At 40.7% G+C, this 17178-nt stretch carries 14 protein-coding genes and 5 tRNA genes; 1 reads left to right on the forward strand and 18 read right to left on the reverse strand.

From position 1 onward, the window contains the following. Positions 1-19 precede the first annotated feature (19 nt). From rpmG to hcp, 18 genes are all read right to left on the reverse strand, one after another. Complete coding sequence (rpmG, locus tag AAA071_RS04735; protein WP_004693530.1) at positions 20-169, reverse strand: 50S ribosomal protein L33; 150 nt, start codon at positions 167-169, stop codon at positions 20-22. A 270-nt stretch (positions 170-439) separates the two neighbouring features. Next, on the reverse strand, positions 440-2677 hold the full coding sequence (locus AAA071_RS04740) for a nitric-oxide reductase large subunit (RefSeq protein ID WP_004693527.1): 2238 nt from the start codon (positions 2675-2677) through the stop codon (positions 440-442). A gap of 335 nt (positions 2678-3012) precedes the next feature. Next, positions 3013-4200: an elongation factor Tu gene (tuf, locus tag AAA071_RS04745; RefSeq protein ID WP_012864763.1), complete on the reverse strand. Its 1188-nt coding sequence runs from the start codon at positions 4198-4200 to the stop codon at positions 3013-3015. A 180-nt stretch (positions 4201-4380) separates the two neighbouring features. Beyond that, positions 4381-4457, reverse strand: a tRNA-Met gene (locus AAA071_RS04750). Positions 4458-4462: 5 nt separating this feature from the next. After that, a tRNA-Thr gene (locus AAA071_RS04755) sits at positions 4463-4538 on the reverse strand. A gap of 31 nt (positions 4539-4569) precedes the next feature. Continuing rightward, positions 4570-4645, reverse strand: a tRNA-Met gene (locus tag AAA071_RS04760). Positions 4646-4650: 5 nt separating this feature from the next. Then, a tRNA-Tyr gene (locus tag AAA071_RS04765) sits at positions 4651-4735 on the reverse strand. A gap of 10 nt (positions 4736-4745) precedes the next feature. Beyond that, positions 4746-4821 (reverse strand) — tRNA-Thr (locus tag AAA071_RS04770). Between the two features lie 446 nt (positions 4822-5267). Then, positions 5268-5732 carry a BREX-3 system P-loop-containing protein BrxF gene (brxF, locus tag AAA071_RS04775; RefSeq protein ID WP_004695092.1) on the reverse strand — a complete coding sequence of 155 codons (465 nt, stop codon included), beginning with the start codon at positions 5730-5732 and terminating at the stop codon, positions 5268-5270. A gap of 28 nt (positions 5733-5760) precedes the next feature. After that, a complete protein-coding gene (locus tag AAA071_RS04780; RefSeq protein WP_004697547.1) occupies positions 5761-7182 on the reverse strand; it encodes a hypothetical protein in 1422 nt (473 codons plus the stop codon). Further along, a complete protein-coding gene (gene hypB / locus AAA071_RS04785) occupies positions 7179-7832 on the reverse strand; it encodes a hydrogenase nickel incorporation protein HypB (RefSeq protein WP_004697543.1) in 654 nt (217 codons plus the stop codon). Before hypB ends, AAA071_RS04780 begins: the two co-directional genes overlap by 4 nt. A gap of 15 nt (positions 7833-7847) precedes the next feature. Then, positions 7848-8189, reverse strand: coding sequence for a hydrogenase maturation nickel metallochaperone HypA/HybF (locus AAA071_RS04790; protein WP_008714928.1), 342 nt, complete (start codon positions 8187-8189; stop codon positions 7848-7850). Further along, positions 8182-9009: a bifunctional 5,10-methylenetetrahydrofolate dehydrogenase/5,10-methenyltetrahydrofolate cyclohydrolase gene (locus AAA071_RS04795; RefSeq protein WP_101928464.1), complete on the reverse strand. Its 828-nt coding sequence runs from the start codon at positions 9007-9009 to the stop codon at positions 8182-8184. The genes AAA071_RS04790 and AAA071_RS04795 overlap by 8 nt, the downstream gene beginning before the upstream one ends. Positions 9010-9109: 100 nt before the next feature. Beyond that, complete coding sequence (locus AAA071_RS04800; protein WP_302132497.1) at positions 9110-11077, reverse strand: penicillin-binding transpeptidase domain-containing protein; 1968 nt, start codon at positions 11075-11077, stop codon at positions 9110-9112. Next, a complete protein-coding gene (locus AAA071_RS04805) occupies positions 11077-12495 on the reverse strand; it encodes a CCA tRNA nucleotidyltransferase (protein WP_349234060.1) in 1419 nt (472 codons plus the stop codon). Before AAA071_RS04805 ends, AAA071_RS04800 begins: the two co-directional genes overlap by 1 nt. Positions 12496-12564: 69 nt before the next feature. Beyond that, positions 12565-13437 (reverse strand): L-serine ammonia-lyase, iron-sulfur-dependent, subunit alpha, encoded by an 873-nt coding sequence (sdaAA, locus tag AAA071_RS04810; protein ID WP_077707631.1) that lies wholly within the window; start codon positions 13435-13437, stop codon positions 12565-12567. Positions 13438-13448: 11 nt separating this feature from the next. After that, positions 13449-14111: an L-serine ammonia-lyase, iron-sulfur-dependent subunit beta gene (gene sdaAB, locus AAA071_RS04815; protein WP_038125691.1), complete on the reverse strand. Its 663-nt coding sequence runs from the start codon at positions 14109-14111 to the stop codon at positions 13449-13451. A 436-nt stretch (positions 14112-14547) separates the two neighbouring features. After that, a complete protein-coding gene (gene hcp / locus AAA071_RS04820; protein WP_008602464.1) occupies positions 14548-16113 on the reverse strand; it encodes a hydroxylamine reductase in 1566 nt (521 codons plus the stop codon). 272 nt (positions 16114-16385) lie between these two features. Here hcp and AAA071_RS04825 point away from each other — a divergent pair, with 272 nt between their 5' ends. Further along, positions 16386-17111 carry a Crp/Fnr family transcriptional regulator gene (locus AAA071_RS04825; RefSeq protein WP_021148534.1) on the forward strand — a complete coding sequence of 242 codons (726 nt, stop codon included), beginning with the start codon at positions 16386-16388 and terminating at the stop codon, positions 17109-17111. The last annotated feature ends 67 nt before the right edge of the window (positions 17112-17178 follow it).

Genomic DNA, 17178 nt, shown 5'->3' on the forward strand with positions numbered 1-17178 from the left:
AGGTAATGAATGATAAGAATTATTTTGTTTCACGGTGTAATGTATGTTTACCGCAGAATTTGCAATATTTCATCATTTCAATACGATCAGGATTGTTCTTTTTATTCTTGTTCGTTTGATAGTTGCGTTGTTTGCAATCTGTGCAAGCTAAAGTAATGGCATTACGCATCCGGATACACCTCGCTTTATATTTACTAATCTGTCTCTTGTACTCGAAAACGCTCGACTACATACTAAAAAACTATATCATACGTAGCAAGCGATGTCAAGAAATTAAGCAACTCAAAAAAGCCAGGCACGTATGCCTGACATGGATAGTATAACAGACAATGGCGCCCCTTGTCTACCCAAAGAACGCCATGTCATATTAGCTTATAGTTAGCTTATATATATTATATTTAATATTATAATTACATATTTACTATTATTGCTTCGTTTATTACTGTTTCTTTGTGAAAGTTACTTTCACGATTTGCCAGAAGAAGGCCAATGCCCCCAATATCATGATGGTATCGCCAACCATGCGAAGCCAACGCAAATTTTGTAACAATGGTTGTTGCATAAAGTCTTCACTGCGAGCGAGCCATAAGCCTTGTGTAACACTTGCCCAACTTTGAATCAAGCCAATTGGCAATAGACTGATAAGAACCATTAACGCAAGGCCCCAATTCAATGCCCAGAAACCGAATTTCATCAACTTGTCGTTAAATTCCACTTCAGGTCGAATATAACGAGCGATGAGGAATACAAAGCCTAAACTCAAGAACCCGTATACGCCGAACAACGCCGTATGAGCATGAACAGCTGTCGTATTTAGACCTTGAATATAGAACAAGGAAACCGGCATATTAATTAAGAAGCCGAAGATGCCTGCACCCACCAAGTTCCAGAAGGATACGGCAATGAAGCAGTATACAGGCCATTTTAGTCGATGCATCCAAGGAGCACTATGAAGGCGTGTATAATTTTCAAACGCTTCATATCCCAAGAGTACAAGAGGCACTACTTCCAACGCGGAGAACGATGCCCCTGTGGCCACGATAGTCGATGTAACACCGGTGAAATAAAGATGATGGAATGTACCAGGGATACCGCCGATAAGGTAAATGGCACCGGACGAAATCGCTGCTATGGTACCTGCACGGTAAGATACGAGACCAAGTGTTACGAAAATAAAGGCCATCAACGTAGTAGAGAATACTTCAAAGAATCCTTCTACCCAAAGGTGAATAACCCACCAGCGCCAGTATTCCATGATTGCCAAGTGGCTGTGTTCTCCGTAGAAAAGACCTGGTCCATAGAAAATACCGACCATCACAACGGAGAAAATAAAGGCAGCAATAAGGTTTTTATCCCCTTTATTTTTGAAAGCACCAATGATGCTGCGCACCATGAGTACAAGCCAAAATAGAATGCCGATATATTCAATCCATTGCCATACGCGCCCCAACTCGATAAACTCATATCCTTGGTGACCCAAGTAGAAGTTTAGAGACGCCGGAATCTCATGAGCAACACCTAAATATGTACCTGTAAAGGAACCCACTACCAACACAACGAGTGCCCAGAACAAAATATCCACGCCCAATTTTTGGAACTTAGGATCTTTACCGCCATTAATAATCGGCGCCAAGAATAAACCGGCACTCAAGAATGCCATCGCAATCCAGAACAAGGATGCTTGAATATGCCAAGTACGAGCAATAGAATATGGGAAATACTGCGCCAATGGAATGCCATAGAAAGCCTGTCCTTCTACGGTGTAGTGCGCAATGATACCACCCATACCAAGTTGGAGTAAAAATAATGCCAAAATCGTAAATAAATATTTTCCTAAAGACCGTTGAGATGGTGTGAGATGCAATTTGGAAATTGGATCTTCCGCAGGTGGTGTTAATTCATGTTCATCTTGTTTGCGACCGAATGCCCACATCCATACGACAATACCAATACCACAAAGTAAAATAATAACACTCACAACAGACCAAGCTACGCTTTCCGGTGTTGGATTATGATCTAACAATGGCTCGTGAGGCCAATTGTTGGTGTATGTTGCATCTGTACCAGGGCGTTGAGTCGATGCCATCCACGTAGTCCAGAAGAAGAATCGTGCCATATCAATACGATCTTTTAATTCTGGCAACGTATTGTCTTTCATCGCAAAATGATCGCGTGTTTCGGACAATTTAGGGTTATCACCATACAGTTCAATAAAATATTGTCCGGTTAAATTCATCGCTGTAATACGTTCCGGTGAAAGCACAACAGTTCCATCTTCACGAACAGCACTGTTAAAGTACTCTGCTTTAACTGCTTCTTTAACAGCCGCTTTCTGCACATCACCTAACTGTTCATAAAGAACACCAAAAGCTTCTTGAGACTTGATATCAAGCATTACGGACACTTCTTTGTGCAACCAATCAGCTGTCCAGTCCGGGGCTTGATATGCGCCATGACCTAGTACGGTCCCTACAGATTGACCACCTGTAGATTGCCAAGCCGATTGACCATGTAAGATATCATCCTTAGTGAACAAAACCTGTCCATCTTGAGATACATACGCGGTTGGTACCGGTGGCGCTTGATGATATACATCAGTACCCAAATAGCCAAGAATAGAGAATCCAATAATAAGAACTGCTACTACGGCTATCCAATACTTTTTGTATTCGCCCATCACATTACCTCCTTTTCTATAAAAGCACAAAAAGAGAGCCTATGCTCTCCTCATATATAATATACACTAATTTTATAAATAAAGTTGTATCTAAGGTTACAATATATTAAAATTTCTTCTCAATTTGTATCAATAGTATGATTATCCTTTGAAGCCTGAATACAACGTATATATCACCTTACAAAATCATCATTGTTTCAATATATTAGCGATTCAATTCTATACTCTTAATCATCAATATATACAAAATAAAAGGGACCCATTGGGTCCCTTTTATTGAATCTAAAATTCAATTATATAGCTAATGTATCGATACATTGAGCTATAAACTTGTATTAACCTTCGATTTCTGTTACTACGCCAGCGCCTACTGTATGGCCACCTTCGCGGATCGCGAAACGAAGACCTTCTTCGATAGCGATTGGAGTAATCAATTCGATTTCCATTGTTACGTTATCGCCAGGCATACACATTTCTACACCTTCAGGAAGGTTTACAACACCTGTTACGTCTGTTGTACGGAAGTAGAATTGTGGACGGTAGTTGGAGAAGAATGGAGTATGACGGCCACCTTCTTCTTTAGTCAATACGTATACTTCTGCTTTGAATTTTGTGTGTGGGTTGATGGAACCTGGTTTAGCCAATACTTGACCACGTTCGATGTCTTTACGATCAACACCACGAAGCAATGCACCTACGTTGTCACCTGCTACTGCAGAATCCAACACTTTACGGAACATTTCAAGACCAGTTACTACGTATTGTTCAGCTTTTTCTTTCAAGCCTACTACTTCAACTGTATCACCAACGTTTACTTGACCACGTTCAACACGGCCAGTTGCTACTGTACCACGACCAGTGATTGTGAAAACGTCTTCCACAGGCATCAAGAAAGGTTTATCAGTGTCACGAACTGGTGTTGGGATGTAGGAGTCTACAGCATCCATCAATTCGTCAATTTTAGCTACATATTGAGCGTCGCCTTCCAAAGCTTTCAATGCGGAACCTACAACGATAGGTACTTCGTCGCCAGGGAATTCGTAGGAAGAAAGAAGTTCACGAACTTCCATTTCTACCAATTCGATCAATTCTTCATCGTCAACCATGTCAGCTTTGTTCAAGAATACTACGATTGCAGGAACACCAACTTGGCGAGCCAACAAGATGTGTTCGCGAGTTTGAGGCATAGGGCCGTCAGCTGCGGATACAACCAAGATAGCGCCGTCCATTTGAGCCGCACCAGTAATCATGTTTTTAACATAGTCAGCATGGCCTGGGCAGTCAACGTGTGCATAGTGACGGTTAGCAGTTTCATACTCAACGTGTGCAGTGTTGATTGTGATACCGCGTTCACGTTCTTCTGGAGCTTTATCGATCATGCTGTAATCTTGGAAGTCAGCTTGACCTTTTTCAGCCAATACTTTAGTGATTGCAGCAGTCAAAGTAGTTTTACCATGGTCAACGTGACCGATTGTACCGATGTTAACATGCGGTTTCGTACGTTCAAATTTTTCTTTTGCCATTAGGATTATATCCTCCTTCACAAAAACAAATTACATTCTAGTATTAATATAATATATTAACCCTAATTTATCAATGGAATATAAGATTTCCTTACCTATTATTATACCATATATACAAAGTCTTAGAATAGCATGTCATATGTAAAGAAATAAAAAAATCCCCACCAAGGTGAGGTTTAATGGTGGCGGCACACGGATTTGAACCGCGGACACACCGGGTATGAACCGATTGCTCTAGCCAACTGAGCTATGCCGCCATGTATGGAGCTAGTGACCGGGATTGAACCGGTGACCTTATCCTTACCAAGGATACGCTCTGCCGACTGAGCTACACCAGCACAATGAACGATCATTTCACTGTGGTTTTTATGGTTGCGGGGACAGGACTTGAACCTGCGACCTTCGGGTTATGAGCCCGACGAGCTACCAACTGCTCCACCCCGCTATGAATGGTGGAGGGAGAAGGATTCGAACCTTCGAAGTCGAAGACGGCAGATTTACAGTCTGCTCCCTTTGGCCGCTCGGGAATCCCTCCATAAATAAAATGGAGCTGGCGATAGGAATTGAACCCACAACCTGCTGATTACAAGTCAGCTGCTCTACCTATTGAGCTACGCCAGCATCATTACGACAAGATGAATTGTATCACCTAGCACACTAAGTGTCAAGAACATTTAAAAACTTTTTTGAAGTTTTTCGTTCACTGTGGTCACTCTTAGTGCTTAATCATAATAACATGAAACGATACCCTATGCAAGTATTTTGTCAAAAAAAATTTATATTTTATCAATCCTCTATAAAATGCCTCGTTTTCAGTATATATCCAGTAATCAACTTTTATTTACTAGTATATTCTTTATATACCTTTACATAGTTTCATTCCTTACCAGTCCATGTCTGCTAACATCCATATTTCAGGTTTACTAAAATCAAATAATAGGAAATTACAAAACTATATTTTTTACCTAATAACTGTAATTATATAACTAAAAAAGGAGATAGCCCGCTATCTCCTTCTATACATCTATAGTTTTCCCTATATTCAACCAATATGTTCAAACATACATTTAGTCGATTGCAATAACATGATCTGGATGTGCAATACTAACTACAGCATGTTTAGGATTATTGTTATGTTCTAAGTACAACTGATCCCCTTCAATATGTCCACGCCAGCCAACGACAATAGGATACTTCTTACTAATAGTTTTTAACAACTCAAATGGTTTTAGATTTAAGATAGGTGCAAAGAATACATTAATGCCATCTAGCAAGACTACTTCCGTATCGCTACGGCTAAGAGCACGGCAAATAACTTCTTCCGCTAATTGAGGCCGTTCATCACGAGGCACGAGCAAAAACTCTTCCTCGATGAGTTGCTTAGCTTCCAAGTATTTCCAGCCCTTCTGCTCAGACAATTCACGAATTAGCAAACTTTTACCAGAACCTGGACCACCAACGATAAACAATATACGTTCATCATCACCTTGAATCTTTTCCCAACGTTCTTTTACATCTTGTACAGTAACCATACCCTTTGCCTCCTCGCTGTGACCTATCCTATTTTACAGGACGGTCAGATAACATAACGGATTTGATATATTGGTTTTTATCATCTAGGGCAAACTGTAAATAAGAGTTGCTTGCCGCTGGATTTTTATATTCATATACGGTAGACGTCCCCGCCTTTGTTGTAGATTCAACAATACGAGTTGGCATACCATACACAAAGAGCAATAAATATTTGGTATCACCCATCGCGATTCCACGACGTGTAGGCGTATAAACATTTAATAATACGCGATTGATAAGATCTTTTTTATCTACACTCACACCGTATTCATTATAGCCAATAAATGTGGAGCCAAACAATATGCCTTGATGTTTCCAATCATTATTAGGATCATTAACAAAATGGTCATTCAACTTGAAACCACGCAATACAAAATCATCAGCCGTAAGTGTACCAGCTTCAAAATCATACACTTCAGCTTTCGGCAATCCAAACCTAGGCCATACTTGTCCACTAATAATGTCTACAGCCTCTATATTGCTTTGTTTAATGGTGAAAGCAATATATTCTTTTTGCTGACCAAGCATAGATTGTTGTTGGCTATTACTATTTGTATTCTCTACAGGACTCTTAAACTCCTTTTTTTGAGGCAATGAATTTTCGGAATGCCCCTCATAAAGGAAAATATACGTCTCATTTTTCTTATCACGCCACATCGCATTAGGACTGCCATAGGCAAATATCAATTCCATCCGTGTGCTACCAGGGCCAATGTCACGTACTGTATTAGCGCCTTTTTTCGTACTATGAATATTTGTAATAGTATTTGGTTCAAAGAAGTAAGTCGCCCCTTGACCGCGCAATTGATTGTTAACCAACAATTCTTGAGCAGGTCCAGTATATACAGTTACTGCTACATCTTTCATGTAATACGTAGTAAAGTTATCACGTACCTCAGTTTTTTCTACATCTTTTGGGACTTCAAACTGATTCCCCAATCGGTATGTGCCAATAGCATAGTCATCTTGAGAACCTAAAGGCGGTAAACTGTTTGCCGTATAAGACTTACCAATATCAGCTAAATTATTCTGAGTGATACTCGGCAAAGGACCTTCGTTCTCACTAGCCGCTTGCCAGAATTGTATAGAATCACCAAATTCAGTTACAGCCATTTGCTCTGCGAGCCATCCAGTTTTAGAACCTTCCTGTTTCGTTTTTGGGTCTAGCTTAACAACTCTAACTGGTGCATTATCAAGGTAAGACAAGCTATCAACCTCACCAGTTCCATCTACACTACCATCATTGCTCGCATTAGCGGAATCTTGAGCTACAACGTTAGTGTCATCAGTAGTTTCTACTGCAACTGGGTTAACAGTGGAAATGGCAGGCTCTGCTGCATAACTGATTGTAGTAGCACACAAGCCCACAAGGAGGGCTGCTACAATACGGCTCTTCATAGAATAGTTCATCGATTATTCTCCAACTGTGCACGCAACCAATTCAACCATGTTTCAAGACCGTTGTGGGCCGTGCAACTTACTTCAAAAATTTCTCCATTTGGATTTAAATTACGGATATCTTGTATTGCCTGCTCCTTTTTGAAAGGCACATAAGGCAATAAATCAATCTTGTTAATAAGGATGGCCTTAGACTCTTTAAAGATTAACGGATACTTAAGGGGCTTATCTTCACCTTCGGTAACAGATAAAATCGTTACTTTCATGCTTTCACCAATCTCAAATTCCGCAGGGCAGACTAAATTGCCTACATTTTCAATAATAATCATATCGAGATCATCAAGATTAAGATCACCTAAGGCATCTTGAATCATCTGTGCATCGAGATGGCACCCACCAACTGTATTAATCTGGATAACAGGCACACCCAACTCATGAATGCGCTTGGCATCCTTTGCCGTAAATAAATCGCCTTCAATAACGGCTAAGCGATAATCCTTTTTTAAATCTTGTAAGGTTGCCTCCAAAAGGGAGGTCTTACCTGCCCCAGGTGAACCTAACAGGTTAAATACAAATATATTCTTTTCCTTAAACAACTGTTGTAAGGACTCTGCAATAGCATCGTTTTTTGCCAGTACATTAGTTTTAACTTGAACTTGCATGCCCTAACCTTTCTATCAATCGATATCTATAGAGGTCACTTGTAGCTCGCGACCGCCTATAGTTTGTACGAAATGGCTGTCACAATAAGGACAAATAAACGTATAATTTTTTACAAAAAATATTTTATCACAATCTAAACACTTTCCTTCAATAGGAACTGTATTGATTTCTATGCGTGAGCCTTCCGCAGGTGTTCCCTTCGTAATGGCTTCCCAACAAAATAGCAATGAATCCGGTTCTACCCCACTCATTAAACCTAAGTCTAGTTGAATAGAATGAATGACTGTCGCATCATGTTGACGTAAGGTATCGAGCGCTACATCAAGAATACCTTCTGCTATAGACATCTCATGCATGATATGCCTCGTATACCGCTTCTAGCATCATTGTCGTTGTTACGGATCCAACACCTCCTGGTACAGGAGTAATGGCAGATGCAATATCTTTTACCGCATCATAATCAACATCACCTACAGTTTTGCCGTCCAGTTCATTAATACCTACATCAATAACAACAGCACCAGGCTTAATCATATTAGCAGTAATCATATGAGCACGACCAGCCGCAGCAATAATAATATCACCACGCTTTACTTGCTCTACTAGATCAGAAGTTCTAGAATGGCACATTGTAACAGTACCATGTGCAGCGAGTGCCATAAGCGCTACAGGTTTACCGATAACTTGGCTACGACCGACTACAACCACATGTTTTCCTTCTAAAGGAATATTATAGTGATTTAAAATAGCCATACAAGCCTTAGCCGTACAAGGAGCAAAGCCACCCTTACCAGCTGTTACTAAACCGATGTTATATGTTGTAAGACCATCAATATCTTTTTTAGGATCTAACATATCGATAAGAGCTTCTGTATCAATGTGTTTAGGCATTGGCATTAGCGGTAAAATTCCATGAATAGATGGATCAGTATTTAATTCATGCAACGCCGCTACTACTTCATCTTGCGTTGTCGTTTCAGGCAATTGCTTTAGCACAAAACCATAGCCAAAATTTTTAGCTGTTTTTTCCATAAATGTAGCATACATATGAGCGCCATGGTCTTCACCGACAAGTAACACTGCCATAGTAATCACAGAGTTGCCTACTGCTGCAACTTTTTCTTGTAAAATCGCCTTGTGGGCATCTGCTACCGCTTTCCCTCGTAATTCGATCATAAGTATCTCCATTCATTCAAACTATTTATAAAAAAGGTGCCTCCTGAGAGGCACCAAAGTCTCTTATTCTATTATATAACGAACTGTCTATAATTTCTAATTATCTACTAAAGTGAACGGTAATTGCCGTCCCGGGTTGAACAGTAGTGCCCCCACTTTCATCTTGAGAAACGGCAATACCCGTTCCATCTGGCTTAAACGCAAGCCCCGCCTTATGTAACCAATCACGTACCTCACCATAGGTGAAGCCCGTAAAATTAGGTAATGTTACGGAACCATCACCAGAAAGATGTGGCTCTGGTAATGTATTGCTAGGTTTAACAGCTACAGGAGTACTATCTTTAACATATGGGCTCAATTGGTAGTACCGTACAAGTTGAGACACGATGTCTTTAAATACTGGCGCTGCAATTTGTCCACCATAAATAGACCCTTTTTGAGGATCGTCAATGGCTACAAGGACCACAAATTTTGGATCCTCTACAGGGCCAAAGCCGATAAAGGATGCAATGTATTGACCATCTAAATAGCCCCCACGTTTAGTGTCTAGTTTTTCTGCGGTACCAGTTTTACCACCGAAGTGGTAGCCTTCCACCATCGCTTTGTTACCACCGCCTTCAGACACCTCTTTTTCCAAGATATCTACAATAGTTTTTGCTGTTTCCTCTGGCACTGGTTGACCTACTACAGTATTTTCGGTAGTGCTTGTTACTTCCCCTTGAGCATTACTATAGGACTTGATAATATGTGGACGCATCATAGCACCCCCATTAGAAAGAGCACCAAAGGCACGTACCATTTGTAATGGCGTAACCGCAATACCTTGACCGATAGACATAGTCGCTACATCCAACTTACTCATATCTTCTGGATTATACAGGATACCTGCCCCTTCACCAGGCAATTCAATACCTGTTTCAGAGCCAAAACCATAATCGCGTACATATTTAGAAAGGATATCTGCTCCAGTTGTTGTACCAATTTCTGCCATACCTGTATTGATAGAATACTTCAAGATATCTAGCAATCGAACTGGTCCATAACCTTCACCATTCCAGTTTCTCATCACATGACCATTCGCTACAAAGGCCCCTTTATCATTGTACACGGTTTCTAATTTCCACTTTCCTGATGCAAGAGCTGCAGATGCAACGATTGGTTTGAATGTAGAACCTGGTTCGTATAAGTTAGTAACAGCAATATTTTTGAAAGCCTCTTCTCCACTTTGGTTATAATTGTTAGGATCATAGCTTGGACGATTTGCCATCGCAAGAATTTCACCCGTCTTGGGATCCATAACGATAACGCTAGCATGTTTAGCCCCTGTATCAGCCATCGCCTTATCAAGCGCACGTTCTGCAATAAATTGGATGGTCGCATCGATTGTTAATGTTACGCTTTTACCCTTATCAGGTAAGAACTTGGACAAAACGGAACCAAAGATAGCATTACCTTTGTTATCGGTAGCAACGATTTCTTGCTGCACACCACCCTTTAACTCTTCATCAAGGACCATTTCGAGACCATCAAGGCCTTTATCATCGGTTCCTACAAACCCCAGTATTTGAGCCGCTAGTACACCATTTGGGTAATAACGTTTGGACTCTTCCACAAAGTTAAGGCCCGCAATATTATTATCCTTAATGACTTGTGCCACCGCCTTAGACTTGTCCGCATCCATCATGCGATTAATCCATACGAAGGCAGAATCCTCTTGCAGAGCTTTCACAATATTTTCTTTTGACATGGTTACATATGGCGAAATGAGTTCCGCAATCTCTTGGGGAGACTGTTTAATCATCTTAGGGTCCGCATACAAAGATTTTGTAACCACACTCATCGCCAAAGGCTTACCATTACGGTCATAGATCGTACCGCGCGGTGATTGTAATTTTCTATCTACTTGAACCTGTAATAAATTTTTCTTCTCCAAGTCAAATGTATCAAAGACCTGCAACTGTGCCAAACGCCCTATGAGGACAAAGGCAACAGTCATGAGAATGGCAAGACACCAAGTAGTACGACTCCAACCACTCACGTGTCGCAACGCTTTATTTAGTAAATTCATCATTTCTCCACTGGACGGCGTAACTTATGGTCTAATGCGTCATATAGCGCATCTGGTTTATTAGGAATAACCCCATTTTGTACCTGACCTAATAAATACTGCAATCCTTCCCCTACTTGTTTCCCAGCGAGCTTAATCACTCGTTCGTCATAATTTAAGTCCTTGGTATGTACAGGCATCTCTAAACTAAGATCTGCCATACATTCTCCAAAGGCTAATGTTCCGTCTGTAGACGAGTAAGGTTTCCCACAACCTAATACATCGGCAGCACAAACCTTAGCTAATTGCTCCCATGCAGTGCGCATAATTTGGCTATCTCGGAATTCACCACTACGGGCTTCCTTGCGAAGCCATTTTTTCTCATTTGCATCGCCATTTTGTACAAAATAGTGAAAACGCATGTGGTTTTTCACTATCCACGCCACGCGTTTTACAAAGGTCTTCGGATATCCTAGTCGGGTTAATAACGTTTCTGCCATCTCCGCACCTAGTGTATCATGCCCACGATCCGTAAGGCGTCCATTAATAACAGCACGTATCGCTGGCATTCCCTTTGCCACATCATGTAATAAGGCACCCCAACGCAACACCAAATCCGGCTCCGTATGGGACACAACGGCTAGTGTATGATACCAACCATCGAATTCGTGAAAGTCCTTTTCTTGGGGCAAATTCACGAGATGATATAGTTCAGGCAAGATGGGAACCTCCCGAGCCACACCATTTTCTACAACGCGACAAGAGCATTCTGCCAAACGAGATTGAACAAGGACATCAAGTCCCTTAGCCACCGCAGGCTCTAACATAAGACGATTAATCTCACTCCGTACGCGTTCTAAGGATAACCCAGGTACGCGATGAAAGGCCTTAGGCATAGCCTCTAATAGATCTTTACTCGGCAAGAAATCCAACTTTGCCACAAAGCGACACGCCCTAAATAATCGCAATGCATCTTCTTCAAAACGTTCCTGCGCATTACCAATGGTTCGTAACATCTTATGTTTAATATCACGTCGTCCACCTACAAGGTCTATAACTTCACCATAACGGTTCATAGCCATGCCGTTGACAGTAAAATCACGACGCAACACATCTTCTTCTAAGGTATCGGCATAAGTAATTTCTTCGGGACGATGGCTATCTGCACCATATCGTTCTGTTCTATATGTAGCGATTTCGTATTGCTTGCCCTCTAATGTAGCTACCACTACACCAAAAGATTTTCCTACGAGGTCTGTCGTTTGAATATCATGACCGCGAAGAACCTCAATCACTGTATCGGGACGTGCAGACGTCACAATATCGAAGTCATGTGGCTTTTGATGCATCAACATATCGCGCACAGCGCCGCCTATGATATAAGCTTCATGGCCGGCTTCTTCTAATACGGTCAATATTCGATTTGCTTGTTCCATCATACACGCTCCTTTCTGAACTAGTCTAATCTTTATTTTACTACAAATGAAAGCATGAAAAAAGTGCAATCCTTATAAGGATTGCACTCGTTCTGCAATAGCTGTACCTGTCGGTGTCACCGCAAGACCGCCATCACTTGTTTCACGCAATGCTGCCGGCATAGCACGGCCTATATTATTCATCGCTTCAATGACTTCATCTGGTGGAATTTGGCTTTCAATATTCATTAACGCCATTTCAGATGCAGTAATAGCATGGACTGCATAAAAGCCATTACGCTTAACACATGGCACCTCTACGAGCCCTGCTACCGGATCACAAGCAAGTCCCAATAGATTTTTCATGCACAATGCAATAGCATGACCTACTTGACGTGGTGATCCACCCATCATTTCAACAATGGCCCCTGCCGCCATACACGCCGCTGTACCGATTTCCGCTTGGCAACCGCCAACAGCACCAGCAACACAAGCACGATTTGCTACTACATTACCAATACCAGACGCAGCTAAGAAGCCTTTTACCACTGTAGCTCTATCTAATTGGTAGTGGTCCGCTACGGCTTTCACAGCACCAGGCATAACACCACAAGAACCCGCCGTAGGACAAGCAACAATGCGGAACATCTTTGCATTTGCCTCATTTACAGCAATAGCATACGTCATTGCCTTATACGCAATATCACTCATAAAACGAGGTGTTTGCCCATTAAGCTGTGCCGCTTGACCACCGGACATACCAGAAGCCGTTTTCTCCGCATAAGCTATGCCATCTTGAATGGAGCTTTCAAAAATATCTAAGCGATTCTCTATTTCACGAACAACCGCGTCTTCACTGCGGTCGTAATTCTCTAATTCATAACGCAATACTACATCGCCAAAAGAAATATTGTTTTCCTCACCTAGGCGAATAATATCTGCAATTGTATCATATGCATAACTCATCATTCGCCCTCCTATAATGCTTCAAAGGTCATCACATCCTGGATGCCTGGAAACTCGCGCATAAACTGAACTGTAATAGGATTTACCACTGTATCTGTAGTAATAACCATGACTGCATCCTTATGCTTGCCCTTACGGAATACGCGCATCGTAGCGATGTTAATATCGGACTCACTCAATGCTTGGCTCACGAGAGAAATCGCACCAGGTCTATCCTCATGGAACACTACAAGAGTGAACTCATCTCCTGTAATGGACATATCATTTCCATCTACTTCGGTAATCATAATCTGACCACCGCCGAGAGAGCGACCAATAACAGTCATATGACGATTATGTTCATCATACATATCAAAACGCACCACATTCGGATGCCCTACATCAAGAGGAGACTCAATAAAAGAAAACTCCATCCCCTCTTTTTTCGCTAATTCATGGGCAACTCGGATGTTCGCATCATCCTCTTTATAACCTAATAAGCCGCCAATCAAAGCACGATCCGTGCCATGCCCTTTATAGGTTTTTGCAAAAGATCCATATAATGTTAAATCTACCTTTTTGGGAGTAGAACGAAAAATACAACGCGCCATCTTCCCTAGCCGCGCAGCCCCCGCTGTATGCGAACTAGACGGACCAATCATAATAGGTCCTATAATATCAAAAATACTATTCATATATGCCTCTACATACACACAAATAATGTGAGAAAGTTCTTACTTACCTATAGTATAACAATCAATATTGATAAATGTCTATATGCACATTAGAGGCATATTTGTGCGTCTATGAAGGACTACTATTTATATGAAAACTATCAAAGAGAAGTATGTTGATGGGACGCCTTTATATCTACAGTTATAAAAAGGAAAGACTATACTTATGCAGCGACATCAGGTCACGAGGAGCAAAGAAGTATAGTCTTTCCTTTCTAACTAAGTTGTGGATACAAAACTGGGCCCCATCAATATGCAAATACTCGATAGATAGCTTTCACAATAATAGTAAAAAAACGCACCTAAGGATAACCCTAGGTGCGTTATTTATAACAACAGTCCTAAATCATAAAAGAGAGGGGACGTAGGACTGTGGTTAACAGATTAATAGATCCTATTAGCCCAAGATAGCTTTCATGTCAGCTTCTGGAGTTGTAATTGGATGTAATTGGAATTTATCTACCAAAATGTTCAATACATTGCTGGAGAAGAATTTAGGCAAGGAAGGTCCGATGTAAATGTTACGGATACCCAATGCCAACAATGTTAACAAGATACATACCGCTTTTTGTTCGTACCAGGACAATACCAATGTCAATGGCAAATCGTTTACATCACATTCAAATGCACCAGCTAAAGCTACTGCTACTTGAATAGCGGAGTAAGCATCGTTACATTGACCCATATCAAGGATACGAGGGATACCACCGATTTCGCCGATGTTCATGTCGTTGAAACGGAATTTACCACAAGCCAATGTCAATACTACAGTATCATTTGGAGTTTGTTTAACGAATTCAGTGTAGTAGTTACGGCCTACTTTAGCACCGTCACAACCACCTACCAAGAAGAAGTGTTTAATAGCGCCAGCTTTTACAGCGTCAATTACTTTATCAGCAATACCCAATACTGTGCCATGACCGAAACCAGTAGTTACTTCATGACCACCGTTGATACCAGTGAATTCTTGAGCTTCTTTGTAGCCGCCCAATTCGATAGCACGGTTGATAACTGCGGAAAAGTCTTTAGTACCATCTTCTTTTTCTTCGATATGTGCACAACCATCGAAACCTACCATATCTGTAGTGAAGATATTAGCTTTGTAGTTTTCTTTTGGTGGCATAATGCAGTTTGTAGTGAACAAGAATGCACCAGGAACATCAACAAATTCTTTTTGTTGGTTTTGCCATGCTGTACCGAAGTTACCTTTCAATTGAGGATGTTTCTTCAATTCAGGATAAGCGTGGCAAGGCAACATTTCACCATGAGTATAGATATTTACACCTTTACCATCAGTTTGTTCCAATAATTGTTTCAAGTCATGAAGGTCATGACCAGTTACAACGATGAAAGGACCTGGTTCTACAGTCAAAGGAACTGTAGTTGGTACAGGTGTACCATATGTTTCAGTATTAGCTTTATCAAGAACAGCCATACATTTCAAGTTAATTTGACCAAATTCCATCAAAAGATCAAGCCATTCTTCAGCACTGTGATCTTTAGCGAATTCTACCATGCCTTTAACGAACCAAGCGTCAACATCAGCATCGTGGAAGCCAAGGCGAGCAGCATGCCATGCATATGCAGCCATACCACGCATACCTAACAATAATGTGGAACGAAGGGATACGATGTCTTCTTCACCTTTCCACAATTGTTCCCAATCGAAATTTTGTTGAGCGCTATCCACTTTTGCATGGTAAGCATTTACTTCGTCAATGAATTCTTGAACGCGGTCTTCAGAGAAGTTTACGTTTGTTACACACATGAACAAACCGCGCATAATATAATCGATACCTTCTTTAGTATGACCCTTTACGTCTAAAGCGCGAGCCAAGCCAACTAAGGCAGCAGTTAATTCGTCTTGTAAGTTAGCAACTGGTGCAGTTTTACCACATACACCTTGTACAGTACAGCCACCTGGTGCTGCAGATTGTTCGCATTGATAACAGAACATACTCATTTAAAAATCCTCCTTTGCGAGACTTCCTCGCAGTCAAGCTAGATAATATAAAACCTATACATTACACTGATGTTTTATCAGTTGTCTGATTGATTACATTTGAAAGTATAACGTAAAGATGATACAATTTCTGTAGCTTGAGCAACAAATAAAAACTTTTTCAAAAATTTTCCTGACTTCCCTTATGGAACAGGTAGACCATTTAGTCTTATACTTTTATTATACAATAATCATTTTTAATTGCTATAGACTTTATCACACCGGAGGTGCTTATGAAACAAATACTTTCAAACGATATCATTAATCAATATATGCCCACCCTCGTGAAATGTCCTTTATTCAATACATTAGGAGAGCCAGAGCTGCGTAGCTATTTAAATAATGCCAAAGTTATCATCCACAGTTACCAAAAAAATGATTTTATAGCCCTCGCTGGAGATCCTATGGAGGGTATTGGTGTCATTCTTGAAGGCAGCGCTTTACTGACTCGTGAAAATGTAATGGGGCAACGGGTTATTATGGCAAACTTAGAGCAATCAGATATTTTTGGAGAAGCACTACTATTTAGCAAACAGCCTTTATGGCCTGCTACCATTAAAGCAACAAAAGCAACTAAAATTATGTTTATTCCCCTTGAAACCTTTATTAAAACATTACCGGATTGTCATCAATGCCAAACTAAAATCCTATCTAATCTATTAGAGGATTTATCTGAAAAAGCAATTCTATTAACCAGAAAAGTCCACTACCTCACATTAAAAGGGATGCGCGAAAAGATTTTTGCGTACTTAACAGATATTTATAAACGTCAGCATTCTAACACAATTCAATTACCCCACAACCGCGAGCAAATGGCTGAGGTTCTCAATGTATCTCGCACAGCCCTTAGCCGTGAATTAGGACGCCTTCGCGATGAAGGTCTCATTGATATTACAGGGCGCACCGTAACAATTAAAAATATTGAAGACATTGAAGAATTCGGCTTTAACACCTTTTAATACTTAATGTCTATTAAATTTAACAAACTAAAAAGTCTCTCAAGATTATCTTGAGAGACTTTTTTAT

The organism is Veillonella parvula (genome assembly GCF_040097785.1).
In the GTDB taxonomy this organism is placed as follows: domain Bacteria; phylum Bacillota; class Negativicutes; order Veillonellales; family Veillonellaceae; genus Veillonella; species Veillonella parvula_D.